The 26,996-nt window shown below is 46.1% G+C and carries 19 protein-coding genes; 14 read left to right on the forward strand and 5 right to left on the reverse strand.

Features of this window, described 5'->3' with window-relative positions; genetic code table 11:
- A partial coding sequence (locus ACYRYG_RS09450) for a response regulator (RefSeq protein WP_460198054.1) occupies positions 1 to 1,097 on the forward strand: 1,097 nt, incomplete at its 5' end.
- A 25-nt stretch (positions 1,098 to 1,122) separates the two neighbouring features.
- On the opposite strand, the gene ACYRYG_RS09455 is transcribed toward ACYRYG_RS09450, so the two are convergent.
- Together ACYRYG_RS09455 and ACYRYG_RS09460 are read right to left on the reverse strand one after the other, a co-directional pair.
- A complete protein-coding gene (locus ACYRYG_RS09455) occupies positions 1,123 to 3,558 on the reverse strand; it encodes a peptidase associated domain and porin domain-containing protein (RefSeq protein WP_293441998.1) in 2,436 nt (811 codons plus the stop codon).
- A 229-nt stretch (positions 3,559 to 3,787) separates the two neighbouring features.
- Positions 3,788 to 4,078 carry a DNA methyltransferase family protein gene (locus ACYRYG_RS09460; RefSeq protein ID WP_293441994.1) on the reverse strand — a complete coding sequence of 97 codons (291 nt, stop codon included), beginning with the start codon at positions 4,076 to 4,078 and terminating at the stop codon, positions 3,788 to 3,790.
- 673 nt (positions 4,079 to 4,751) lie between these two features.
- Between ACYRYG_RS09460 and ACYRYG_RS09465 the strand changes: the two genes are divergently transcribed.
- The 4 genes from ACYRYG_RS09465 (at position 4,752) to ACYRYG_RS09480 (ending at position 7,831) form a co-directional block, all read left to right on the forward strand.
- Complete coding sequence (locus tag ACYRYG_RS09465; RefSeq protein ID WP_293425758.1) at positions 4,752 to 5,615, forward strand: hypothetical protein; 864 nt, start codon at positions 4,752 to 4,754, stop codon at positions 5,613 to 5,615.
- Between the two features lie 12 nt (positions 5,616 to 5,627).
- Positions 5,628 to 6,536 carry a DNA-processing protein DprA gene (locus ACYRYG_RS09470; RefSeq protein ID WP_293423806.1) on the forward strand — a complete coding sequence of 303 codons (909 nt, stop codon included), beginning with the start codon at positions 5,628 to 5,630 and terminating at the stop codon, positions 6,534 to 6,536.
- A gap of 313 nt (positions 6,537 to 6,849) precedes the next feature.
- On the forward strand, positions 6,850 to 7,395 hold the full coding sequence (gene trxA, locus ACYRYG_RS09475) for a thioredoxin (protein ID WP_460198055.1): 546 nt from the start codon (positions 6,850 to 6,852) through the stop codon (positions 7,393 to 7,395).
- Between the two features lie 82 nt (positions 7,396 to 7,477).
- Complete coding sequence (locus ACYRYG_RS09480; protein WP_293423804.1) at positions 7,478 to 7,831, forward strand: MarR family transcriptional regulator; 354 nt, start codon at positions 7,478 to 7,480, stop codon at positions 7,829 to 7,831.
- Between the two features lie 191 nt (positions 7,832 to 8,022).
- On the opposite strand, the gene ACYRYG_RS09485 is transcribed toward ACYRYG_RS09480, so the two are convergent.
- The gene (locus ACYRYG_RS09485) at positions 8,023 to 9,534 is read right to left on the reverse strand and encodes a hypothetical protein (protein ID WP_293441991.1); all 1,512 of its coding nucleotides are present in this window, start codon (positions 9,532 to 9,534) and stop codon (positions 8,023 to 8,025) included.
- 268 nt (positions 9,535 to 9,802) lie between these two features.
- Complete coding sequence (locus ACYRYG_RS09490) at positions 9,803 to 9,997, reverse strand: hypothetical protein (RefSeq protein WP_460198056.1); 195 nt, start codon at positions 9,995 to 9,997, stop codon at positions 9,803 to 9,805.
- Between the two features lie 891 nt (positions 9,998 to 10,888).
- Here ACYRYG_RS09490 and ACYRYG_RS09495 point away from each other — a divergent pair.
- The 9 genes from ACYRYG_RS09495 (at position 10,889) to ACYRYG_RS09535 (ending at position 24,413) form a co-directional block, all read left to right on the forward strand.
- A complete protein-coding gene (locus tag ACYRYG_RS09495; RefSeq protein ID WP_293427353.1) occupies positions 10,889 to 11,470 on the forward strand; it encodes a DUF3575 domain-containing protein in 582 nt (193 codons plus the stop codon).
- An 11-nt stretch (positions 11,471 to 11,481) separates the two neighbouring features.
- On the forward strand, positions 11,482 to 12,915 hold the full coding sequence (locus tag ACYRYG_RS09500) for a DUF3868 domain-containing protein (RefSeq protein ID WP_460198057.1): 1,434 nt from the start codon (positions 11,482 to 11,484) through the stop codon (positions 12,913 to 12,915).
- 47 nt (positions 12,916 to 12,962) lie between these two features.
- Positions 12,963 to 14,543, forward strand: a complete 1,581-nt coding sequence (locus ACYRYG_RS09505; RefSeq protein ID WP_460198058.1) for an Mfa1 family fimbria major subunit — start codon at positions 12,963 to 12,965, stop codon at positions 14,541 to 14,543.
- Between the two features lie 261 nt (positions 14,544 to 14,804).
- Positions 14,805 to 15,809 (forward strand): FimB/Mfa2 family fimbrial subunit, encoded by a 1,005-nt coding sequence (locus ACYRYG_RS09510; protein ID WP_293441976.1) that lies wholly within the window; start codon positions 14,805 to 14,807, stop codon positions 15,807 to 15,809.
- A gap of 14 nt (positions 15,810 to 15,823) precedes the next feature.
- Entirely contained in the window at positions 15,824 to 17,422 is a 1,599-nt protein-coding gene (locus ACYRYG_RS09515; protein ID WP_293441973.1) for a hypothetical protein, read from the forward strand.
- Between the two features lie 10 nt (positions 17,423 to 17,432).
- Positions 17,433 to 19,505: a fimbrial tip adhesin FimD gene (fimD, locus tag ACYRYG_RS09520; RefSeq protein ID WP_293419102.1), complete on the forward strand. Its 2,073-nt coding sequence runs from the start codon at positions 17,433 to 17,435 to the stop codon at positions 19,503 to 19,505.
- A 5-nt stretch (positions 19,506 to 19,510) separates the two neighbouring features.
- Positions 19,511 to 21,193 carry a fimbrial protein gene (locus ACYRYG_RS09525; protein ID WP_293425614.1) on the forward strand — a complete coding sequence of 561 codons (1,683 nt, stop codon included), beginning with the start codon at positions 19,511 to 19,513 and terminating at the stop codon, positions 21,191 to 21,193.
- A gap of 47 nt (positions 21,194 to 21,240) precedes the next feature.
- Positions 21,241 to 22,167 (forward strand): DUF5106 domain-containing protein, encoded by a 927-nt coding sequence (locus tag ACYRYG_RS09530; protein WP_298673412.1) that lies wholly within the window; start codon positions 21,241 to 21,243, stop codon positions 22,165 to 22,167.
- Positions 22,168 to 22,763: 596 nt separating this feature from the next.
- Entirely contained in the window at positions 22,764 to 24,413 is a 1,650-nt protein-coding gene (locus ACYRYG_RS09535; protein WP_293441969.1) for a DUF6377 domain-containing protein, read from the forward strand.
- Here the strand turns inward: ACYRYG_RS09535 and ACYRYG_RS09540 are convergent.
- Positions 24,410 to 26,995 carry a glycoside hydrolase family 88 protein gene (locus ACYRYG_RS09540; RefSeq protein ID WP_293441967.1) on the reverse strand — a complete coding sequence of 862 codons (2,586 nt, stop codon included), beginning with the start codon at positions 26,993 to 26,995 and terminating at the stop codon, positions 24,410 to 24,412. The genes ACYRYG_RS09535 and ACYRYG_RS09540 overlap by 4 nt on opposite strands.
- Between the last annotated feature and the right edge of the window lies 1 nt (position 26,996).

A 26,996-nucleotide genomic window follows, 5' to 3' on the forward strand; every position in this document is an offset into this window, starting at 1 on the left:
CACGGTTCCTTGACGGTGATTACCGCAGGATGGGGACCTTCGGGACGGGCATAGGCCTCTCGCTGACCCATGACCTGGTACTGCTCCACCATGGCCGCATCGACTGCCGGAGCACGGAGGGAAAGGGTACTGTCTTTACCGTTTTCCTGCCGGTCAGGAAGGAGGACTACAGTAGCATGGAGACGGACAAGAAGGGGCCGGTCAGGGTGATGGGACCGGGGAGGGTGCCAGGCGTCACGGCACCGGCAGCCATTGCCCCGGACGAGAATTCTACGGAAACGGTTCCTCCTGTGTCCCTTCCTGAGGAGAAAGGACCGGAGGACGGTTATAAGGTCCTGCTGGTGGAAGACAACTCCGAGTTGCTCTCCATCATGAAGACCGTCCTGTCCGGACGGTACCAGATCCTGACGGCCAGGAACGGCCTGCAGGCCTGGAACATCATCCGGAAGGATGAACTGGACCTGGTGGTATCGGACGTGATGATGCCGGTGATGGACGGTATCGAACTGACCAAGAATATCAAACGCGACAAGAACTTCGCACAGTTGCCAGTCATTCTCCTCACTGCCAAGACGAGCGAGGAGGATCAGAATATCGGCTATAACTCCGGTGCTGACGACTATCTGACCAAACCGTTCAAAATGAAGGATCTGGAAATACATATTGATGCGATAATTGCAAACAGGCAACGTGTACGGGAACGTTTTGAAGCCCAAACGGACTTGCAACCGGACAGATCGCATTATACCAATCCTGATGAAGATTTTATCCGGAAGGCGATTGATTGTGTCAAGGGTCATCTTGATGACCCTGCCTATAACCGTGAGACTTTTGCAAGTGATATGGCTATGGGGGCCTCTTCTCTTTATAATAAACTCCGCGCCCTGACGGGTCAGAGCATTGTGGAGTTTATTACGAGTATCCGTTTGAAAAGGGCTTGCCAGATATTGAGAGACCATCCGAATATTTCCGTTAAGGAACTTTCTGGTAAGGTTGGTTTCAATACCCCCAAGTATTTCTCGAAATGCTTCAAGAAAGCCTTTCACGTCCTGCCGAATGATTTTATTACGGAAAAGGGTAAGAAGGGTGAGGGCTAAAGGGATAATCTTAAAAGTAAAATAATTATTTGTTCTGGTTCAGCACGCCTGAATCAGTATCTCTGTATTTCGTTTGCGTAGTTCTTTCCTTAAACTTTTTCCCGAATTCAAAATGATAGGCAAAGGTGACACTGAACAAATTCTTCAACTGTGTCAGATAGTAGGTCGACTGGCTGGGTGCTATCGCACTGACTCGCTCCGTACTTCGGCGGAAATTCGTAAAGGGATATAATACCTGGACTCGTAACTGCAACTGTTTATGGGTATAAATCAGACCTGTTTCTGCCGAATAAGGTGATTTTGCTATCGTTTCACCGAAAAGAGAGTTTTCTGGAGTCATGAACCTTTCGTAGAACGTTAAATCTTTATAGGTGAGCAGAGTGGTCAGTCCGAAATTAAATTTACTGTAGGTATGCCTGTACGTCAGTCCGTCAGACCAGAATCGTCGGAATCCTACATAGTACTCTCCTGAGAATTTCAGATCCCTGCCTAAGCGTATGTTCTCCGGATCAAAGAAAAGGACAGCCTTGAAAGACCTGTATGACTTCTGGTTTGATTCGGTGCAGACCAGTTTGCCGTCTTGTACATAATAGTATTCCATGATCGGGTCGGGCTGATAGGAATAGTTCACACGGAATACGGTCATGATTTTGTAATTGTTGAAAGTATAATTCAACGTGTGGTCATAAACCCGGTACGTTTTCAGGTTTGGATTTCCTTTGGACAACTGGATCGTATCTATCGCCTGTTCCACGTTGGTCAGTGATCCCAGTGAGGGTACGGAGGGACTTACGCTTAATGTGTATCCCAGCCAGCCGTATTTATGTGGAGACATCCCCAGACGCAGGGTGGGGGTGAAGATATAATAGGTATGATGGATGTCACCGTCCTTGAAATAGGAGCGTGTCATTCCCATACTGACCATATAGGAAAACGGTTTGAGATTACCCCTTAAGTCCGAGAACACAGAACTGTTAGCCTGGTTCATGGAGGAGACTACTGGATTCTGACCGGAATAGGCGTTTCTTGCATGCATCTGATAGTGTCTTATGCCGGCACTTAGAATAAACGGCTTGAAGGTCTTTTCATAAATGGCCTCTCCCCATACGGATTGTTTTCGTGCTTCCACATCTGTCAGAATATGGGCCAGGTCTGCATCCTTCTCCGTGTATTCTCTATAGAGACGATGTGTCTTGTCGTTGATCAGAGTGCCTACAATATCCACTTGGAAAGTCTGGCTCTTGTCAATCTGTTTATTGAAAAACACGTCTAGGGAAGGAGTGTAAGACTTATCGCTGGATAGCGTTTCTGAATAACTGTAGTTCTCACTTCCTCTTGAATAGAGCCTGTTGGTTTGATTGTCGTTGGGCCTGTGATAAAACCTGTTATAAAAAGCAATATTCAAGAGGTATTTGTCCGGTTCGGAGTAATTATATATCAGACTGAGTTTCTGGTCCACATGACTATATCGGTAGTCCAGGCCTTCCTGAAGACGCTCAATGGTCTTGTCTCCTAAATGGAAGGTCTCATCGGTATTGCTGTTCCTTTGGTTCCATCTTCTGAAATAGTTGTTATAATAGAGTCCGAACTGTGATTTCTTATGGTTCAGTTTGATGCCAACGTTGTTGTCTAATTCGTGTTCATGCATAACATCAGGAGAGCCGTTCGTATAGAGGCTGACCAGTCCTCCTGTCGTTTTTCTTTTTACGATGACATCGATTACAGCCCCTACGTTGTTATCCCCGTACTTCAATCCGGGATTGTCAATTACGTCTATCCTGACGATTTCCCTGGAAGGTATCGCCATGAATTCTTCCGCAGACGCCTTTACCCCGTTAATCCTCAGTTGCACGCTCCCTCCGTTGTCGGCAGAGATGGACTTGCCTACCACATCTACCCTGATATGGGGAACCATCATATTCCATAGCAGGTCGTAAGGATCGTGGGAGTGCCTTACGGCATCTTCCGTAGGAAAGACGACCATCCGGTCTATCTTGCGGAGGATCGGCTGTCCATGTACAGTGACGCCCTTGAGCAGGGTGGCATTCTGGTGAAGTTCCACGTCACCCAGGTCCAGATCCTTGTGCAGGCCTTTTAGCGTAATCCATATTTGTTCATAGCCGATGGAGGATAGTTTTAAAAGGTAGTTGCCTTTTTTAATGTTCGAGAATTCAAATTCTCCCTTGGGACCGCTTGACATACCTGCAATGAACGAAGAGTCAGCCCGGAGCAATGAGATGTCTGCGTCCTGTAGGGCTGACTTTGCGTTTCCTCCTGTTTGCTCATCTGCCGTGACCATTACCCGCCCCTTGATTCTGAAGGTGTTCTGGGCTTTTAAGAAACTTGGGGACGCCAGAAAGGGTAAAATGAGTATTGCGAGTAGGAACAACTTACAGTTGGTCTGAGGACAAAGGTGTTTATCATTATTAATCTTTGTTTGTTCACGGTCGTAAAAAATCATGGTCCGTTTATTATATGTATTTCGTCAAAGGTATAAAAATATTTTGAATAAATACTCATGAATGTTCAGCAAGAAGAACGGAATTAACTAAGTTTAAACGAATTAGTCTGTGTTAATCAAAGGAATATCTATAAATATTCATTGGTTTCTTAATGATGATGGCAAGTCCAGAAACTATTGTGAAAAAGGATAAGAAGGGTAAGGCAACACGGCATTCTCTTCTTTTGCATCAGTCCTGGTAAAATAAATGGCTTACTGCCGTGGCCCCAGGAACCTGTCTCCGTTCAGGTATATCATGTGGTCGGGCATTTCTGCGATTCTTTCTAATAAAGCTTAAGATGCCCGAACCTGCTCCTGCATCAAGGATATTCAACTCTTTCTTCTTGGGCAGGGTGAAAAGTGAAGCCATGAAACGTGCGGTGGTCAGACTGGTAAAAAACTGACCATATTGCTTACGCAAGGATTTGGGCATCTGTGCAATAAAATCATTCGTCCGTTTACTGACCCATTCCAATATCATATTTCCGGTTTTATCTACAAATATAGATAATTTTTCTAAGATCCTAAGTCTATTGAAATAAAAAACAATTTTTTTTCCTGTTTTGCCAATTTGATGATTCTGTTTTCAAGAAACTGATAGAGAGCAATCTATCTGGAATTGACCTGATGGAGAAAGGCAAACTCAAGATAACTTATTCAGCAAAATGCAGCATCGGAATGATCTTGATGCAGCATCGTGATGACCTGTATGCACCATTAAGACGATCTCTATGCACCATTGGGGCCCTCTCTATGCACCATTAAGATGATCTTAATGCACCATCTATGTGACAATTGGCCTTGATCGTGAAAATCAGCTCATTACTAATTGGATTTCTATTCAGCAGTTCTTCTTTAACTTGATTAAAGAGGAGTGTGATAGCATATCTTGACTTTAGCCGAATTAAATGGAGAATTTAATGGGGAATCTGACGGATTTGATTTGTTAAATAGTAGATGCGCTCCTGTTCAGTTCTTATGAGTGATGATGTTCATCGGTTATAAATTTAGGGAAATATTGGTAGAATAGTCGTTTTTGGAGTTTGCGAAGATAAAAATATATAAATCTGTTTTTTTTTAGTGATATTATTAAGGATTATGGTTATCTTTGTATCTGAGCGAAGAGGAAAAATAACCTTATAAGATGCTGTGACATGATACCAAAATTTTCAAAAATTCCGTGTAAATCCATAACAATGGAGTCTATTAAGGATTTTCTCGCAGACAGGAAAACTAAACGGATTAATTTTGCATGGATACAGCAAAATGCACTTCGGCCAAATAAGGATAGGGAAACTTTTGCCAAGTGGTGGTTTGATATTCCTTTTACGGAATCCATTGAATTGTTGCTAAGCAAGGATTTGGGTATTCCGATTGCCTTTCCTTCTAAAAACTATGACAATTATTGTCGTTATTTTAAAGATGAGGATAAAGATCAGTTAGATAAATATAAGGAGACTTTGGAAAAATGTAAGAATCTGGTTTTCTTACGTGATTGTCTGGACATATCTCTTGCATTATCCATGAATATTGGAAACGCGAATGAGAGGACAGAATTAGGCGAAGCTGAGTATCAAGTGAAATATCATCCGCAAGGATCGGATACCTGTAGATATTTTAATCTGCTTGTGTCTGAAACACAAAAGTGGTTGGAACAGTTACCTTACTTAAAAGAGGCCGATTATATCTGTTGTGTGCCTACTAGTCATACTTTTATGAAGCAAATAGTATCCCAACTTACTGGTTTTGGATTTAAGGATATTTCTGCTGGAATTTCTTGGATCAGTAAGCAGAAACAATTAAAAGAAGCTGAAAATTCGATTCAGAAATTAGACATCCTAAATCGATCTGGATTAAAGATTTCAACGGGTATTGATTTAAAGAATAAGACGGTATTACTTATGGATGATCTTTATCAATCAGGAACCACCATGCAGTTTGTGGCAATGAAATTAAAGCAGGCTGGTGCCCGACATGTTTATGGTTTAGCTCTAGTTAAGGCCTTGAGTAATGATTAAATGATGTAGAATATGGATTGGTCCAGTGATGAAAATATTAAAATTACCTATCGTCTTTTAAGAATAAAGGGATATGGTCCGGCAAAGGCCAACAAATTATTGTGGTCCTTAAAACCATCCATAGAGAATTCGAAAGAATTTGAAGCATCTCTCTATTGTGCTTTGAAACCACAGGAGAAGAAAGAATTTGAAGATCCTTTCGAACTTTATCAGGATAGTAATGAACGGATAGGTTATATCTCTGTGCTTGATGATCTGCTTTATCCAAGTATGTTGCGTACTTCGCTTCGGCATAACTCACCAACTGTGTTGTCATTCATGGGTAACGTGAATTTGTTGAAAAAAGAAAAAATAGGTTTCAGTGGTTCTCGAAAAGTTTCAGAGAGAGGGATATGGATAGCAGGAGATTGCGTTAAGCAATTAGCACAAGATGATGTCTGTGTGGTTTCTGGTTATGCCAAAGGTGTCGACTTGATAGCTCTTGAGGCAGCTCTCAGAAATGGTGCAACTTCTATTGTCGTTTTGCCTGAAGGGATAAGTAACTTTCGTATCCGTCCCGAATTACGAGAACTCTGGGACTGGAATCGTGTCCTGGTTGTAAGTGAGTTTACCCCTCATGCCAGATGGATGGTCAGTCATGCTATGGCACGGAATAAAACCATTATAGGGTTGAGTGATATGATGCTGGTAATTGAGGCAGGAAAGACAGGGGGCAGCCTCGATGCAGGACTTAAGACCCTTCAGGCTGGAAAAGCTCTGTTTGTTCCTAGATTCCGGGAGTTTCCAGAATCTGCTTTTGGTAACTTAATTCTGTTAAGGAATGGTGCATACGCCTTAGGTTTGGGACGTGGTACACATCATACAAACATTGAACTGATCCGGATTTTGATGCATCGTCGTTCAATGGAACTGTTTAAATAATATATTAGGAGAGAAGGATAAAGTAGTTGGCTGAATCAGCAGTGTGAAGTTCAAACAGTGGCCATCTTGATCCTTGTACGAATACTAAACTCCCGTTTAAATCTTTGTGACTTGTTGAGGGAGGTAAGTGGTTATTCCTGTTGAGTGGGGTAAATCGGTGTTAAGAGAAGCACAGGCAGGTTAATATCTGTTATAGATTGAAAACTTTCCACGAAAATATTTGCCGAATAAAAATATTTCCCTTATCTTTGCTGCATATTTCCATTGGAAAATATTTCTAATGAAATGATGGCGATTTTGAACTTTATATAGGATGAACATAAAAAAGAATCATACATTCGGCGTAGCCATGATAATGGTGGCACTGGTGACTTTTATCTGGAGTTGTGGATCTGCAACAGGCAAGAAGGGGCAGGAGCAATCCGGATCAGCAGGAGTGAAAGATCAACAACGGGCAGAAGTAGCCCGTCAGTCAAATAATCATAAGGAGAAACAGAATATGAAACCAATAGAATTGACATCGGATGAGTTTAAGAAGAAAGTAATGGACTTTGACCAGCATCCAAACGACTGGAAATTTGAGGGGGACAAACCGGCTATCGTAGACTTCTATGCTACCTGGTGCGGACCGTGCAAGGCCACGGCACCGATCATGGATCAATTAGCGGTCGAATATGCAGGGAAGATCGACTTTTATAAGGTTGATATTGATCAGCAACAGGATGTGGCAGCTGCCTTTAATGTGCAGTCCATCCCTACAATTCTTTTCATCCCGAAGAAGGGAGAACCGAATATGTCAGTAGGAGCGATGATGAAAAATCAGTTTGAAAATATTATTCAGAAACAATTATTGAAGTAGGTTGACGTTTTTATAAGGAATAGATTGTAACGTGCGGACTGTCGGTTTTACCCGGTAGTCCGCTTAACTCGTTTTTAGAATCATGGACCATCACTGTATTTGTAAACTTAGAAAAATTTATAAGGCATTATCCGTACTTGAAGATCAGATGATGCAGACCTTCGGGCTGAATCTCAATGAGACAATGCTGCTTTGTTTGTTGTCAAAATATGAGAACCCGACAGCTAACGAGATCTCTGAACAGATGAGTCTGTCTCATTCCAATGCTTCCAAGGTGATTGCCTCCCTGGAAAAGAAGGGACTGATCAGTCGAAAAATCTGTAAGGAAGATAAGCGCAGTATGCGTTTCAATCTGACCCGAGAAGGGCGGGAACAACTTGAAAAGGTGAATTGTGAGAACATCGTCCTGCCGGATTGTCTCCAATCATTGATGTAAAAGTAAATTTTTATTCCAGTGATGCCTTAGGTTGGAATAATGCATCATTTTCCTGTCCGTAATTGACGTAACTCAAAGCATCTCATAAAAAAGACCTTACCTCTGTCGGATATTGCAAAAGCAATAAAGACAGTGATAAGGTCTTTAATTGATGGAACTATTTAATATTTATTCTATTTAGTATTTGAAAATCAGAATGCAAACACAGCTCTGACACTCTTTGTTTTATCGTCTTTTCCACTTTTATATAATGTAGGTTGTGACTGATAAAAACCTATGGCAGCATTACCGAGATCATTGTCTCCTGTTTCGTAGATGGTTGTAGAGGTCCAATATCCGTTATAGTAACCAGCGTTGATAGGATTGTTATATTGATCGGTTTTAGAAATAGAACTAATAATTTCAGAAACTTTTAATGCCTTAGACCACTGGCCTGCAGTTGGCAAATACCAACCAGTTGCTTTTGGGAAATTGGTTAGAGGGTATGTAGTGTTATAGTTATAAGCTGCTTCCCATGCGGGATAATCGGAATCTGTTCCTAAATGTAAATCTTTGTAAGTACCATCATAGCCACTGTTGAAATCTTGTGTATCTTCTCCTAATTTGTAATTTTTGAGAGGACTTGGCAGAGCGGCAGCACCTTCTTTAGGCCCCCAAATGTTGTTTGGTTTAACCTCTGTTAATGACATGACATATCCATGTGTGGCACCGGCATCTTTTTCCTCTTGGCTCAGACTATCAGAGATTAAGACACCAATAGCCTCATTACCATTTGAATCTTTTTCATTGCTGCCCCATGTCCCATCACTATAGACATAATCTCCGACGCTGATGCCCTTCTCCAGACTTGTAATTGTCTTTGTCTGAACAGTAGCAGAAGGGAAATTCTTGTCGGTTAAAGTAATGTTCTTTGTATAAGTACCACTTGTACAAGTTAATTTTATAACGAGGGTGCCACTGACGCTTGTTCTGGCAGGTACAGCCAGGTAGACACTCGCTTGACCATTTGTTATTGCAATTGAAGGGTTGGATAGTGTCAGAGAGTTGGCATCTGTGGCCGACAGGTCTGCGTTATGTGTTGTGGAATTGAACGTATAGTCTGCCTTGTTTGCGAACAACGATTGGTTATTTGAACTGGTGAAAGAAAAACTTGCATCCGTGATCGTTCCGGAGAGTTGGGTGTCATTGAAATCAAGTCTCAAGACACAGATCTGATGATTGAAAGATACAATCTTCGAAGGATCTCCCTTTCCATACATTAGGTCATATTTGGCAATATTGTCACAAGCCCCATTCTGCCCTGTGAAGTCAACGGAGACTGAGAAAGGACTGCCAGATAGGGTAATATTGCTGTTTGTATTATAGTTGAATCCGTAGATGGAATCGCCCTTTGCAAATTGTTGAGCTTGCGTATCCGTAACCTCACCGATGAAATCATTGCTTGCTTTCCAATTTAATGACATAGGGTTAGAAGTGTCATCAGCAAATGAGACGGATAAAGCATCTCCCGTTCCCCACGCTGTGGTGAAGACATTATCCTTATCCGATTCTGTAACACGAGTGCTGCCTGTGTTGCCTGTGTTTATGGACGCATTCAGTGCTACTTGCGCTGATTTTGTGGCATTTGTGGTGCTATCATCTGTAGAACAGGATGCCAGTCCTAAGACCAGGATTCCTATCAGGAATACATATATTTTTTTCATAATTATATCTTTCTCTAATTGTTTGTCTTGTTTTACAAGGATCTGCCATTAGCATTTTTTTATAGATTATTCCCTCTAATTTATCTGACAGATTCTGCTTAATTGTTAAATCATCTTGAATAATCGTTCAAATTTATAAAACATTTAAATTATTCTTTCTCTCTTGAGATAGTCAATGGACGAAGATTCATGTAATAAATCCTTCATCAGATCATTCTCCCTTTTTGTATGGCTTGATTCAAAAAAATAATAAACCTCCATACTTCTTTTAAGGATTACTGGTAGTATTTCCCCAGGTATCACTTCCACTATTGTCGTTGTTTTCAGTCCAATCTCCTGGGCTGCTGCCACCAGTGTTGTTATTACTCCCAGGTTTTGCGGTCATACTTGTGGAGGCCATCAGGCTCTCCACATCCACTTTGAGGCACTCCACACGGGGGGCCTCATACTTCATCTTTTCCATCATTTTTTATATTTAACCATTAATAAATTTACAAAAACAATAATCAGTACTCATAAAATGTATATGTATCAACCTACTTACATTTTAGTTTTGAACTAATTATCATTTCGAGGTGCAAAAGTAATAGAAACTTTTGTATGTTGCAATTATTTTATAAACAAACGTAGGATATTTAATTATATTAAGTTTAGTTAGCGCAATTTAATGTATACTCGCCCAGTTTTATGAAAATTGAGATTTCTCCAGTTTGATAATAAGCCGGAAAAGTTTCTTCAGTAGTTGCATGAATTTACTTTATTCTTACTTTTATAAATGAATATATGCTGATTATCAGTCATTTACGTTTATTCGAGGCTTACTTTATTTTTTTACGTAGAAGTGGGACGATGTCTATAAACAGTAACTTTGCATCGAGAAAAATTGGAAAGATACCATTGTGAAAAAATGGGTATGCACCTGGAAATAACTTTATCGTAGAGTGTAATCATGAGAAGTTCAGACATAAAAATAAAATTTATGGAAAAATGCAGAATGAATAATGAGCAGGAATGATTTTATTCAGGAAAGGAGAGAGTTATAATGACAATGGATGGGCATCAGAAAAAGAAGGGGCGTATGTTGATGATGCCATTATCCTTTTAAGGTCAAGACTTGCTGTATTTAATCTTATTTGATCAGAATGTACTTAAAAATTATTCATCATCGAGTTTATCAATTGCCTGTTCCAGTTAGGAGGGGAGAGTTATGTGCAGGCCATTCTTGTCCGTCCGGAGCAGAAATGTCAGAGCCGTATTGAGCTATGCCGACGGACTCAGATATGGAAGGGTCAGACAGAGAGATAGGAGTCGTTGTAGAATTTCGAAATGAACAGGAAATAAAATAGAGAATAGTATGAAAAGATTTCTTCTGTTAGTTATAGGTTTACTTCTTATCACAACGGGCATAAAGGCTCAGGAAGTAGCAGTCAAGACAAACATCCTTTATGATGCTACCGCTACGTTCAGTTTAGGAGTAGAGACGGACCTGTCCAGGAAGTGGACGCTGGACGTCTCCGGGAACTATAATCCGTGGACCTTTTCCCATAATCGGAAATGGAAGCACTGGTTGGTACAACCTGAGGTGCGTTACTGGAACTGCGACAAGATGCGTGGTTCCTTCTGGGCTGCGCACCTGTTAGGCGGTCAGTACAATGTCGGGAATGTGAATGCTGACTTCACCTTTTTAGGGACCCCGTTCTCCAAGTTGAAGGATGCCCGTTACGCCGGCTGGATGGTTGGTGGTGGTGCCGGTTATGGTTATTCGTGGATGTTGTCACGCCACTGGAACATCGAGGCCGAGTTGGCTGCCGGATATGTCTATACCCGGTATGATAAGTACGACTGTACTACCTGTGGCAGCAAATTAGAGAGTAACAAGTCTCATCATTATGTAGGACCGACAAAGGCGGCCCTGAATCTTATTTATGTTTTTTGAACCAAAAGGGCATGAAGAAAATGAATATACAATTCCTGGTGGCCGTCCTGACAGTTCTGGCCTTACCCACAGTCGTTGATGCACAGATGCTGCAAGACACGAAAGTGAACGTGATGAATACTTCTGTCCGGAAGGAGGGGAAGGATGTCTTGCTGGACCTGGATATGGACCTGAGCAACCTGCACCTTCCTGCAAACCGCGGGCTGGTGTTTACGCCGATGTTCAAAAATCCTGCTGATACCTTGAAACTGCCAGCGGCTGAGATTATGGGGAAGGACCGGTATATCTACTACCAGCGCACCAGGCAGACGGCAACGCCGGATCCGGCATTGGTGGTCAGGAGAAGGAATGGAAAGCGGCAGACGGTCCACTACAGTTATGTGGTACCCTTCAAGAACTGGATGTGCCAGTCGGAGCTGACTATGGGGGAGGGGCTTTGCGGGTGCACCCAGACCCTGCTGTCTTCCAGGCCGCTGCAGTCGCTCCGCAGTCTGGCCTTTGCTCCCGAGGCGTGGAATTTCAGGTATGCCTATATCCAGCCGGGCGAAGAAGATGTCAAAAGGCGGATGCAGGCCGGCAGTGCCAGGCTGAACTTTGCCGTCAGCAGTTCCGTGGTCGTTCCCGGCTATGAGAACAATCCTGTGGAACTGGGGAAGATCCGCCGGACCATAGAAGCGATCCAGGATGACCCTGACATGAAGATTACCGGAATCACCCTGCATGGCTATGCCTCCCCGGACGGAGCCTACCACCGCAATCTGGTGCTTTCCCGCAGGCGCACGCAGGCACTGGTTTCCTGGCTTTGCCGTCAGTATCATTTTCCGAAAGACCTGTTTCAGGTGGACTGGACTGCGGAGGACTGGCAGGGAGTCAGGGAGTATGTAGACCGAGGCACTCTCCCACAGCGGGAGGAGGTACTGTCCGCCATAGACAGTCGCCGTGCCCCGGACGATAAGGAAGGGTACCTGAAAAAGTGTTATCCGCGATCTTATCGGATACTCGTGGACAGTGTCTACCCGGAATTGCGGCGTACCGATTACACGGTAAACTATTCCATCCGGAAATTTAACCTTGAGGAAGCTCGCAGCATCGTCAGGACCCATCCTCAAAAACTCTCCCTGATCGAGATGTACAGGGTGGCCCAGAGTTACCGCCCCGGCAGTGAGGACTTCAACCAGGTCTTCGATGTGGCTGTACGGATGTATCCGGACAGCAAACTGGCCAATCTGAATGCGGCAAATGCGGCATTGAGTCGTGGTGACACCGTCAGTGCCGAGCGGTTCCTGTCCAGGACAGGAGACTCTCCTGAGGCAGAGAATGCCCGGGGCATCCTGGCTGTCAGGAAAGGTGATGCGGAAAAGGCAAAGTATTATTTTAAGAAGTCTGCTGCTGCCGGGCTTGATGCGGCAGGATATAACCTGCAAGAGTTATTAAAAAATCAATAATAGAATAATAGAGAGTATATAATTTGTTTAATTCTAATTTTTCAATGATGAAAGTAAGTAAAATTTTAGTGCTGGGAATGCTTGTAACAAGCATTTTCGCATCGTGTAGCAATGAGGACACGGCAGGAAATGGGAGCAAGAGTCTTGCAAAAGGGGATGCGTATATTACCCTGGCTGTCTCAGGAAGCGAGATCCCGGGCTCAAGGACTACCGGAGATCAGCATCAGAATGCTACTTCTGATGAGAGTAAGATCAATAATCTGGCTTTGTATCTTGTTGATCCTAGTTCGAAGGCAGTTGTCTTTTCTACGGATGTGGCTGCTGCACAGTTGATTTCAAATACAGCAACTGATCCGACATATACGACTACTCCTATACCTGTGACGGGAGTGGGGACTGGTGTGCAACTGGGTACAGAATATGATGTTTATGTGGTTGCCAACAAGACGGTAAGTGATATTGCTATGGGGAAAACCTGGGTTGCCACAAAGGTCCTGAAAACGACCAACTCTGATGCTACGGACTTCTATAAATCAGCTACAGATGGTAATTTCACCATGTTTAATGAGTCGAATACACCTAATAATACACCTAATGCTGATGCAAGTGGCAAGGTGACCATTACTTCTACGAATGACTCAAAATCGAATCCGGCAAGAGTGAATGCCGATGGAACAACGATTAAACCGATCAAATTGGATCGTCTGACAGCCAAGGTCCAAGCACAGGACGGCAGTGCATCCGGCAGTAATCTTGACATCAGTGGGATCACCGGCAAGCAGGCCAGTTTTATCTCTGGCATCAGCATGGACGGTTATGTCATCCTGAACGGAACTCAGTCTACGTATTTGCAGCAGGCATGGTCCGGAACGGTAGCACCTTATGTCCTGAATACTCCGTCACCTAATACCTTTTACGGACAGTTTGGTACTTATGCAACCGTTACATCCGGAGCAACCGCAGGTTCTTATACAACGGTGAAAGACAATACCTCTGATGGTCAGATCCCGTTCACAACAGCTAAAGCTCCTGTCTACTGTCTGGAAAATAATACGGAAGTGAAAAACAGTGATGACAAGGTAACGAATACCACAGGTCTGATCTATAAATACCAGGTAACCGTTAATGGTAGTGATGGGCTGGCAGGAAGCAATTGTTTCTATGGTTACAATGGCCAGTATTTCGCAACATTGAGTGCGATTCAATCCACCTATCCGAATGTCTTCGGTACGGGTGCTGCTGCTACAGATCTTCAAACGGCAAAGGACCTGCTTACTAATAAAAATGGGACCGGAACTGCAACCGAGCAGTCCGTATCTGATTTCCGTGCGAAGTATAATATCGAAGTGTTCAGAAACGGTATCATGTACTATACTTATTTTATCAAGGATCAGAATTATAAGGATCCAACTGCTGTTACAGGTACTGACAGTCATATCTATGCTGTTTTGCGCAATACGGTTTATGACCTTCACGTGGCTTCCCTTTTGAGGATCGGCAATGATATTCCTGGTGGATGGAATCCCGGTGGCCCGGACACTCCTGTGGATCAGAAAGACTATTATATGCAGGTTCAGGTATCTGTTAACCCATGGGTTCTCAGTTCTACAGACATTAATTTACAATAAAAGAGAAACGGAGCAGAATTTCTGCTCTGGATTTTGATTCGTGTTTTTGGGCGCTTCCTTATGATGTTAATCTCCCTTTTTATTTAGGGGAGCGCCCTTTAATCCATCAGAAGATAGGCAGCAGGGAGATAAAGACGGTGGTGATACCGTCATTGAGGAAGAAAGAGATCAGTCTCTTGAGAAGGCAAGGAGGAGTTCTTCCGTTGTCCTTTGCCAGGAGGCGACACTATATATAAGATTATACATCATCAATCAAACGATATGAAACGAAAGGCTTTTGGGCGTAATGGATTACTGGGTATCCTGCTTGCGGTGGTACTGATGGGTATGTCGTCCTGCATTAATGACGACCAGGATAACTGCGGGTTGTCCGTACGTTTCCAGTACACTTATAATATCAAGGGCGCTGATGCCTTTCCTGAAGAGGTGAATAGCGTGAAAGTATGGATCTTTGACCATAACGGCCTTCTGGTCAAGACGGTTGAGGACTCCCGGGACCATTTCGGAACAGGCTATGCCATGAAGATCACCGGATTGAAGGCAGGCAAGTACACGCTGGTCTGCCTGGCCCGTGACCGGCAGGGAGTAGACGAAAGTAAGGATTTCGCCTTTCCACAACTGAAGACAGGCGTTTCTACGCTGAAGGACCTGAATGTCCGCCTGAACCGTAATGCAGACAATACCTGCAATACGGATCTGGCAGCCCTGTATGACGGGATGCTGGATATAGACTATTCCGGGAATCCGCAGACCGTCACGATCAGTCTGATGAAACTGACCAAGAAGTTCAGGGTGATCCTCATGCCATACGCCGGAATGGCTGATCTGTCAGCAGATGATTTCGGATTCATGATCAAAGGTTCCGCGGGATGGCTGGACTACAAAGGAGACCGCTATCAGCCGGATTCCGTCACCTATACGCCGTACAGCCTGAAGACCGTCTCAGATTCCACGGCTTCTGGCACAGAGGAGCCAGTGGCACGGGCTGTCGTGGCTGACCTGAATACCTCGCGGCTGTTGGGTGATGCCAGTCCCCGTCTGATCATCACCGATAAGAAGAAAGGCAAGGTCCTCCTAAACCTGAACCTCACCTGGTTCCTCTCTTTGCAGGGCATCGGTGAGCATCGTGCAGAATGGAGTGACCAGGAATATCTCGACAGACAGGACTATTATAACCTGACCTTCTTCGTGCAGGGTGACGTGTTCATGACCGGCAGGATTGTCGTGAACGGCTGGGTCGTTTCGTTGAATGATGTTCATCTGTAAAAACAGCGAAGATTATGAGAAATCATCCGTTTAAATATACCCTTGAGCTCTTGCCGGCTCTGATGTCACTCCTTTTTGGGGTCTCATCCTGTTCTTCAGATGCCGGGCTGCAGCGAGAGACGGAAGGAAACACGAATTATATCAAGGTGGATTTTTCACCGGTACAGGCAGTCGTGCGCAGCAGTCGTGCGGCAGGTGATCAGGCAGCCGGTTCGGCAGCCGAGTCGGCTTTCCATACCATACGGGTCTGGGTGTTTGACAGTAAGGCCACTGATCCCACTGCTACACCCCTGTCGGATGTAGAGATCAGTGATGCCCACCGCTACCAGGACAATTCCGGACGACTGTCCACAGAGATTAAAGTGCCCAGGACGGTTGCCGACTGTGATCTCTACATCCTGGCCAATGCGGAGAGTCTGGGCAGCCTCGGCACACTTACCGGTGATGAGACGCGAGGTCAATTGGAGGCACTGGCATTCGCGGCAGCTCCGGCGATGGCCGACGTGCCGTCAAAAGGGTTGCTGGTCTCCCGGATTGTAAAGAAGGTGAGTGTCTCCCGGTTCAAGGACGGGCAGGAGACCGTGCAGGTCCCTCTGCTGCGGGCCGTGGCGAAGGTGGATTTCTTCGTTACCAAGCGTACGGGTATGGGCACACCTGCCATCACAGGAATCTCTATAGGTGGGAACACCTTTCCTGATCAGGCTTGTGTCTTTCCCGCATCCGCAGACTATTCAGAGGTCATACCCGATCCGGGCGCTGCCCATATCGTAGATGCTGACGGTTATGAGACGGCCGGGATAACCTATCCGGGTATCTCCTCCCAGACACCCTTTACCGCCATCAGAGAGGCAGACAGTCCTCTCCTCCGTGAGAGTGGTGAGGATGCCCAAAGCTATAAGGACCGGTTGACTGCCGGCGCTTCCCTGGCAGCGTCGTCCTATCTGAAGGAAACGGATAAGACCTTATCGTGCACCCTCTTTTACCGCACAGGTGTGTCAGCGCCGGAGAAATCGCTGACCTTTGACCTGAACGGACAATTGTTGAGAAACCATGAGCTGGTGGTCTATGCTTATTTCAAGGGAGGACAACTCTATGCCGTTCCTGCCGTGATGGACTGGACGGATGGCGGGACTTTCGACTTCTCTGCCCATATCGAGACCCAACTGGCCCGCGGACCTTATAAGGAAGATGAGGGGGGCAGGGTGGCCGTGGCTTACGATAAGGATAACCCGACGGGATATGCCAACCAACTCACCCTGACAGTCTCCTCGCCTGAGGGCCAGCAGTGGATCCTCCAGAGCGATAATCCTGATTTCGGATTTGTTACCGTAAACAATGGCGTCGCCTCTTCTCTTGTCAGTGACCAACTGACGGGAGTGGGTGGTCAGGGACCGGTCACTTTCTATTTCGTTCCCAAGCGGGACATAGACCTTACGGATCCTAACCGAAACTATCAGGCGGACCTGTATCTGACGATTCCGGGTTATAATGAATCCGCTGCGGGCAAGATCCCGTTTAATTCTGGCTTCGGAAAACTGCCGGGCAGTGAGACGGATATACAGTATGGCCTGGTTTCCAAATCTGTGTATAATGGACTGGCCACAAACAACTAATAATGTGTAGATGATGAAATTAAGATATTTATCCGGTGTGATACTTTCTGCAGGTCTGACGGCATTCCTGTCATCCTGCATGACGGATGATGTGGAGACTGCTGTGGGGCATGGACTGACCATGGAGGTCAGCATTGCCAATACCCAGGTGTCGTCTTCTACGAGAGCCGCCGACGGTACGGCTTCTGACGGGACCCTGAACGAGGACCAACTGAAGACGCTTGATGTCTACATCTTCAATCAGGACGGGACTTCCAGACTCTTCTATGGCCATTATGATGCGGTGACACCGGGGAATAAGGTTACCCTGGATTCCGATCCCTCATGGCGGAATCAGTTCAGCAGTTCCGGCAGGTATCAGGTTTATGCCCTTGCTAACTATACCGGCGGCGGATTGTCCGCGATCAGTACGGTCACCGGTCTGAAGGCCCTGTCGCAGACGGATCAAGATATTTACAAGTTGTATGCTGCGGGCAGTGCAGCAGGCTCGTCCGAATATTCATCCGACAAGACATTCCTCATGGACGGAGAGGCAGACTGGACCCCTTCCACTCCTGTCAGCGAGGATGAGACGGTAAATATCAGTTTGAAGCGTGCCGCCGCCAAAATCAAAGTGTCTGTGAGTCTGACCCCTGACATGCTCCAGGCTTACAGTTTGCAGTCGAATGCCTGCACGTGGAAGTTTGTGAACTATACGGATAATACGGCAGCCATTGACGGCGGTGATGCCGTCGTTCCGGAAGAAAAGACCACCGGAACGCTACGGTCCGGGCAGTTTGCGGCTGACGGCACCGGATCAATCACCACTTATACGTATGCGGATGACTGGAGCAGTCAGTCTTCAGACCATGCCCCTTCTCTCCTGGTGAACCTGCCGGTTACGGATAAGACCTCCGGGAAGGCGTATGATGGAAATTACTACCGTATCCCCCTGCAGCCGGTCAAGGTAACGAAAATAGACCGGAACTATATCTATATGATTAATGCTTCCATAGGTACGCTCGGCAGTTCAACGGAACTGACAGATAAAGATTTCGGTCCTGTGAACTACAGTGTCATCCCCTGGACAGTAGATGACATAGACGTGAATGCGGATAAGATAAATTATTTGACGGTGAGCCCGGTCGATGTTGTCATGCAGTATCTTACGACGGATACTGAAGTGCGCTATTATTCCTCCTCTGATGTCACTGTCAGTATAGATGAGGTGTATTATTATGATGCGGACGGCAATAAGCAGACCATTCCTTCTTCACAGTATGGCAACTATGGCCTATCCGTGACTCCGTCTGCCGACCTTAAGAAGGGGACGGTCACCATCAAGTCCGATCTTCCAGATAACAAGGGTATCCGGTATATCAAGTTTACCATCAGCAATGCTGACGGGAAGTCACAGCAGGTGTATGTCAGGCAGTACCCGCTGGAGTACATCCAGTTTATTAATGGCTGGTATTCCACGAAGACAGATAACAATTGGGTGGACTGGCAGACAGATCAGACCCCACATTCTCAGAAGAGAATTTGCAATGACTCTCATTTTGAGGCTAAGGTGTATGACAATGGCATCTATCCAATTACAGAAAGTAGTAGTTGGGGAGGTTATACGGCACAGAAAGGCCGGTGGTATGGTTATCTTGACAATCGCTGCATGTATGTGATAGAGGTCACCAGCACCAGCGATACCTATACCATTTCTCATCCGAGAATGGACAGCCATGGATTGTCACAGGACAATGTTGTTTCCCCGGCGTTTATGATCGCGTCACAGTTGGGTGCTGTTACAAGTTTTGGTAATGATGGAGAGGCGGCGGCCACACATTGCCAGGTTTACCGCGAGGTGGATACCTCAGGTAAAAAATACGACGGGTGGCGTTTGCCTACCGCTGAAGAGCTGGGTATTATCAAGGAGTATCAGACGGGGAACAATACCGTGATGAAACCCGTACTGACCGGAAGCAACTATTTTGCCGCTGACGGGACTGCACCAGTTATCTTTCCTCACGGTGATCTTGGGAATTATGTGCGTTGTGTACGGGACTTAACTCCGGAGGAAGTAAAGGCTTTAGATGCCGATAAAAAGTAATGGGTATGAAAAAAATTGGATGGATCAATATACTGTTTAGCATCTTTCTTGTGACCCTGGCTGCCTGTACGGATGATGACGGTCAGGACTCCTCATGGCATGGCAAGGAGATGCGGGTGAATCTAAGGGTGTCCGTACCGGCGTGGACAGAAAATACACGTGCAGGCAGCACATCAGTGGAGGAGGGCATCAATGACTTCCAGTTGCTGTGCTTTGACAAGGACGGGTACTTTGTCGGTCGCAGGGCAGTGACATTCACCTCTTCCCAGGGAACACCGTCCGGAGGAACGCTGACGGGGACGGTACCTTCGACGACCTGCCGGATCCATTTCATCGCGAATGGTGATTTCTCCTCGTTCAATGATACGCAGAGCATGGGAGTGAATGAGAACACCGTCGTTTCCGCCTTGACCTCAGCAACCGGAGATCAGCGGATGACCTATTGGGGCTACAAGCGTTTTTCTACCCCAGACGAGATGGCGGGATTCCTGGATGCCGGCACGAATGTGGTGTACCTGCTCCGTGACCGCGCGATGATCACCGTGGAAAGCAAGGCTTCGGACATTACCTCGGTCCAGTCTGCCGTGTGTCACGGACTGGAGAAGGGTACAGTGGCACCCTTTGATCAAACTGACCTGAGTTCTCCTTTTACATACGATGATGCGAGAGGAGTGGATTTTATCACTAAGCCAGTGGACCAGTCTCTGTTTCCTGATCCGGAAGAAGTAAGTGCTCCCGGCACAGCCCAGTATGTCTTTGAAAATCCTAACAGTTCAAACAGTCCTCTGGTCGTGATCCTGAAGGTCACCTACACGGACGCGACAGTGAAATACCATAAGATTCTGTTGCTTGACGGGGATTATAACCCGATTCCGGTCATCAGGAATCACCAGTATAATATCGTGGTTAACAAACTTGCGCCGGAACTGGGGTACGACTCCTTTTCTGACGCGCTGAACGGGAATGCGTCCAATAATCCTTTCCTGTATATTGAGGACATCATTCCAGGCGTTTCTGACAATGGCAGTACGCTGACCATTACCAATGGCACCACCCAGATCTTTCATTCCAGTGGCGTGCAGACTATAGATTTCAATTATGTCTCGTCCGGGACTGGTATTTCGATCAGTTCTTTTCAAGCGGGGTGGCTCGTCAATGGCGGAATCGCCGATCAGCAGGAATGCTCGGTGACCTCCTATGATCCGAGCACGGGAGACGGGCAGATAACCATAAAACTGAATGCGGTGAACGGTACCCCTCAATTCGGGACGCTGTATATCAAGGATAAGAATGGGCTGATCCGTAAGATCCATGTTGTCTCGGTGGATAATTACCAATTTGGCAACCTCTCTCTTTCTCCGTCATCCGGTGTCGGCACATCGGCGGGGCAGACAGTCACGCTGACCTTTACCATTCCGGATAACTATCCGACGGCCCTCATGCCTTTGAAGGTCATGTTTGCCACCAATGATCTGAATGCTACGACAGACAACCAACTCGGCGTTTCCGTGGAATCCACGTCAGACATCGGTCAGTCCTGGAATTTCTGGTATACTTTTTGGGCCACGACCAAAGGGACACATACCCTGAAGTTCGAGACGGTCAGGGCGAATACGGCAGGGAGCACCGGGACATTATATATCCGTGCTGCTGACTTCGAAACCAAAGAACTGACGTTCACTTATTGATGTCCTGAGTCAGGTTCGTTTAGTGTTGATTTATGAATCGTTGCTGTTTGAAAAAGATCATGTTATCATTGTTGTCCTGTTTGCTGGTCAGTCTGTCTGTCTCAGCGCGGCAGGAGTATATCGTGCCTGGAGATACCTCGAAGGTGCAGGCCCGGCATTTCCCTTATCCATCGATTCCGGGTGCGTTACGTTCCATTCCTGAGCGTACGGCCTATCTGTCAGAGCACTATTGGGACAGGTATGATTTTTCAGATACCTTACTGGTCCATTGTCCGGAGGTGACGGAACAGGGTCTTGTGAATTTTCTGGATTTACTCGGGCGTCTGGACTCTCTGGCTGCCGCACCGGCGATCCGGAAGTTCATGTCTGATGTTATGAAAGCTCCACCAGCATCACGGGAGTATTTCTCCGGACAACTGGAGCATTACCTTTTCGATCCTGAATCCCCCATGCGCAACGGGGAACTGTACCTCTCCTTTCTGCAGTGCCGGCTGCAATATCCTGACCTTTCAGAAAACAGGAACAGGCTGGAGTTCCAACGGGAGAATTTGCTGAAGAACAGAGTCGGGCACCAGGCCACTGATTTCGTCTTTATAGACAGGAAGGGTAGGAAAGGCACCCTCTATGGTACGAAAGGAGATTACATCCTGTTGTATTTCAATGATCCAGACTGTACCAACTGTCATATTGCGACTCATCAACTGGAACATCTGAGAGGGCTGGCTGACCCGAGGGTGACGGTCATGGCAGTTGATCCAGATGCTGATGCTGCAGCGTGGAAGGCCGGGCACGGGCAGATGCCTGTCCAATGGATTGATGTCATGAGTCCGGGAGGGGAGATCATTGGCAGGTCACTCTATTTCATACAAGCGTTGCCGACCCTTTATCTACTGGACAAAAACAAACGTGTGGTCCTGAAGGATTGCTCTCCCAAAGAACTGGCTGCTGATCTGCAACAGATCCTGAAGCGGTAAAGGATCAGGCTGGGAAGAGTGTGGCGTGAGGCCTTGGATCCACAACAGGATAACCGGAAACTCCGGATGATCCTGATAGAAAGAAAAAGCAGAGGTAGAAAGAATTACTAAATAATAGGTTATCAAAGTGAGAAAGAGGATAATAAGAACAAAAATCCAGATGATGGTCAAGGAATTCCTGGCGGACATAGAAAAGCGAAGTTCCAGATGGAAAGGGCATGACAGTCTTTTCTTGCCGTATTTTGCGGTTAGTTATTGTAAGTTCCATAGCAAAGTAGAATTTTTATTAAATCATCGATAAAAATGAAACTTTTATTTGAATTATTATTAATGAGGTTTTGGGGTTAGTCAGTTATTTCGTATTTTAGCAACTGGTAATCTAATCTTTAAATTTCAAAAAATACTATGGATTGATGTCGTACCAGTTTTTTCTTAAAAGACAATCCTGTTTTGGGTCTTAGAGAAAGGGGATTGAAGGAATGTGTACTCTATGGGGTGCAAGTTATATGCTTTGAAGGTTATATCCTCAGGATTCCGTAAAAGGTAATCAGCTGCTCTTGGAGGGATAGCTTTCAGATTGAAAATTACTATAAATCATGAAAAAGAAGCGATTTGTCGGACTGTTTCTGTTGCTGTTTCCTATCTGTTTGTTTGGTGTCTCTTCCCGGTTGGTGAAAACTGATCTACAGACTGACTTCAGTCGGTTAGACCAGATCGTGCATAACCGGAATTTCTATATGGTAAGGAAAAAACAGGAAATTTTCAATCTCAAAGAATCGCTTGAGGGCTGTACCCTGGACAATGACAGATGTGTCATCTATAAGCGCCTGTATGATGAGTATCAGAAGTTTAATGCAGATTCTGCTATCGTGTATGCAGACAAGTATGAGGAAATATCCCGCAGACAGGGATGGGGGAATCTGGCGTTACAGGCTAGGTTGGATAAGGTCATGGCTCTGATCCTGCAAGGCATGTATCTGAAAGCAGATCAGGAAATGAAAAACTGTGCCCCAATAGGAAGGCTGCCACCACAGTTACAGCAGAAATATGCGATCGCTGACTTTGAGTTTACCCTGCGGATGCTATTGGAAAAAGCATCTCCGGATACAGAGGAAGTCAGAGCCAGGCTGCAGGATTGCTGGAACACCTATAGTCGGTATATTCCAGAGGATTGTTGGATTTATGATTACTATGAAGCCTTGATGACCCGCCATGAGGTGACTGGCAAACTTTTATCACAGTTGAAAACAGCTCCAAAGCCTTCTATACAGGCGGCAATGCTTGAAATGGCTCTGGCCAAAGTCTATCGGGACCAGAAGAAATCTGAGCTTTGCTGTTATTATCTGATCCGTTCAGCGATAAGCGATATATGCAAGGCCAACAGGGATGCACCTGCCTTGTTGTTCCTGATGAGTGTTCCTCAGGTGAGAGGAGATTTGAACAGGGCTTATTTGTATGCGATGGCTTGTACGGAGAATTTTGAATCTTATGGGGATGTGGCCCGCAGTACCTATATCCTCCGGGCACAAACGATGGCTTCCAAAAATTTTAATGACCGGTTGCAAGGCAGGATATATCTATTAGTAATGATCCTGATATTCCTGTTGGTCGCGATGGTCATCGTTTGCGTTCAATTCGGCTTCCTTTATACTAAGAATAAGCGAAAGTCTGTTTTATTGAAGCAGATTCTACATTCCAATGTGAAGCAACGGATGATGATTGAACGAGACCTCAGGGTGAAGCAACATACTAAAGAGGCAAATATGCGGCTGGAAGAGGAATTGAAAAAAAGGAATGCCAATTTCCTGAATGATTATCTGTTGATTTCCAGATATATTTCAGAAGAAGCCAGATTCAGAAAAAAAATTTTTAATCTGCTTGTTGCTGGAAAGTTGAAAGTTGCCATCAAAAAACTGGATGAAAGTTCGAATGCAGAGAATTGTTTCGGGAATTTCTATCATCAGTTTGATACGGCATTCCTGAATCTTCACCCTGATTTTGTGAAAAGGTTCAATCAGTATCTGGACCCGGATAAGCAGGTCCAGACTTCCGGGCCGAATACGCTCAGCATAGAGTTGCGCATCTATGCCTTGATCTCCCTGGGAGTAACCGATAGTACCAGCATTGCCGATTTCCTCCATTATTCACCGCAGACGATCTACAATTACCGGTCAAAGATACGGCACAGTTCCTCCCTTCCCCAGAAAGACTTTGATGAAACGATCGAAAAGATGTATTATAGTTAGAGAGCAGGTTCATGGTTTGATGCGAGGAGTCTTTCCATCTCCAGACTCGCCCAAAGGAAGGGTCCGATACCTTTCGCGTCATTATCCCGGACGGGTTCGCTCATATAATATTTAAAACTCCCGTCACGCCTGTAGTCAGGCTTCCTGACGTATGGTCCGGGTCCTGGGCCTAGTCCGCTGACTGCGCAACAGGAGGTCAGAGAAAGAGTCTTGTCCGGGTTTACTCGTATGAAATGGCGGAGAATACCCTGATATGCTTTTCTGCCGGCAATACGGGCTTTTTCCGGCAGATAGCCTTCGCGGAAACCTTTCAGGAGTGTATAGGCGAACATGCAAGAGGCCGTTGCCTCCAGATAATTGTCAGGAGCTTTCACATCCATGACATCATACCAGAGACCCGTTGTGGGATCCTGACAGCGCATTACGGCATCCATGACCTGTCGGTACATGGTGACGACGGAGTCACGGCGAGGAAACTCCGGTGGTATCTGTCCGAGACATTCCGTCAGCGCCATGGCGTACCATCCCAGCGCCCGTGCCCAGGTATGCTGGCTCTGTCCATTCTGTTTGTTAGCCCAGAACTGGCTATGGGTAGAATCCCAGGCATGTTTCCACAGGCCGGTCTCCGGATCATAAGTGCGCTTGCCGGTGACCAGTATCTGATGGATAGCATCGGCATAGATCTTTGCAGCCTTCCCCCTGCTCAGGTAGTCATGAGCGTAGGCTGTGTAGAAAGGCAGTCCCATGAAGATCCCGTCCAGCCATACCTGGTTGGCATAAATCGCCTTATGCCAGAACACCCCGTCAGGTGTCCGGGGCTGATGCTGGAGTTGTTTGAAAAATGTTTTCAAGGCTATGGCATTGCCCTTGCGGGGGAAGAGATCCTGCATGCGCAGGATATATTCTGCTGTCCTGACATTGTCAAGGTTAAAATCTTTGTACACATAACCTGTCACCCTTCCCTTATGGTCAATCATCTTTTCAGGATATTCTTTAAGGTAATGGATGATGGAGTCTCCTCCATATCGGAGGTAAGTATCCAGCATCCCTTCCTGTTCAATGCCCATGACATAACTCCATTTGGGTTTTGTGGAGAAATCCAGGAGAGAAGGATGAGGAGTGCGCTTCATTTCAGAGTAAGTCATCCATTCGCTGTAGTGCCGGTAAGGCACTTCCCCTGTGTTCAGAATGAGTGAATTGTTGATGAAGAGGTGATCGAAGTGGATATTCCGGGTCTTTCCCGTGATCCTGACCGGGTCTTGTGTCACGCCGTCGAAGCGGCAGTTCCTGACGAGGACATCATAAACATTGACGATGCTGTCCAGGCCGTTGACCAGGATACCGTATTCGCTTTTCCCGCAAGTGACCTTCTCCATACTGATATGACGGACCACCGGCTCAAAACCACGATAGCAGTTTTCATCCGGTTCATAGTTGAGGTTGATTCTCATCACCGCCTCCTGGCATTGTCCGACAGTAATATTTCTCAGATGAATATTCTGGATTACCCCTCCCCGGCAGTTGTTGGTCTTGATACGCAGCACCCGTTGCAGATGCGGAGAGTCCATCTGGCAGTTTTCTGCATACACATTTTCGCAGCCACCGGAGACCTCACTGCCGATGACGATGCCGCCATGTCCGTCGGCCATTTTACAATTCCGGATGATGATGTTCCGGGAAGGCTGTCCCCACAACCGTCCGTCATTATTACGTCCGCTCTTGATAGCAATACAGTCATCTCCGGTATGAAAGAAACAGTTCTGTATGAGCACGCCGTCACACGCCTCAGGGTCACAGCCATCCCCGTTAGGGCCGTCATTATAGACCCGCACCCCGTCCACGGTAATGCTCTTGCTGAGGAGGGGATGGATGACCCAGAAGGGAGAGTTGAGGAGTTGGACACCCTGGATAAGAACCCGTTCACAACGGTTGAAATGGATCAGTTGAGGCCGTAGTCCTTGTCCCATACCGAATTTACGTTGATTGACGGGGATGTCATCCTCTCCCATCTTCTCAAGTCGAGCCCGTGAGCCCGCTCGCTGGTTCTCTCGAGTGATTCCTGGTTGATAGCCGAATCTGGGATTTCCCGTCCATTGCCACCAGGTCTGATTGCTCCCGCCCCCGTCGATCGTTCCATTGCCGGTAATGGCTACGTCCGTTGCCTGGAAAGCATAGATGCAAGGACTGTAATTCCAGCAGGCGAGGCCTTCCCAGGAGGTCAGGACCAGAGGGTAAAGTCCGGGGTCGAAGGCAAAATGGAGGGTAGCCCCCTTCTCAATGACCAGATTCACATGACTTCTGAGTCGGACTGCCCCCGTATTCCAGATCCCTTCAGGGACGACTACCCGTCCGCCACCTCTAGCCGCAATCAGGCTGATGGCCTTGTTGATGGCTTTCTGATTGATGGCAGCCGGGGCATCTGTCCTGGCACCGAAAGCAGTAATAGAGAGGCTGCGTGAAGGAATTGCCGGGAGATGAATCTGATGTTCAATCTGCCGGTATTCATTTTCATCCCATGCCTGGGCGTGCACGTACAACGGAAGCAGCACGGCACATAGTAACAGAATCTTGATGTGCTTCATG

The organism is Segatella asaccharophila (assembly GCF_054687055.1).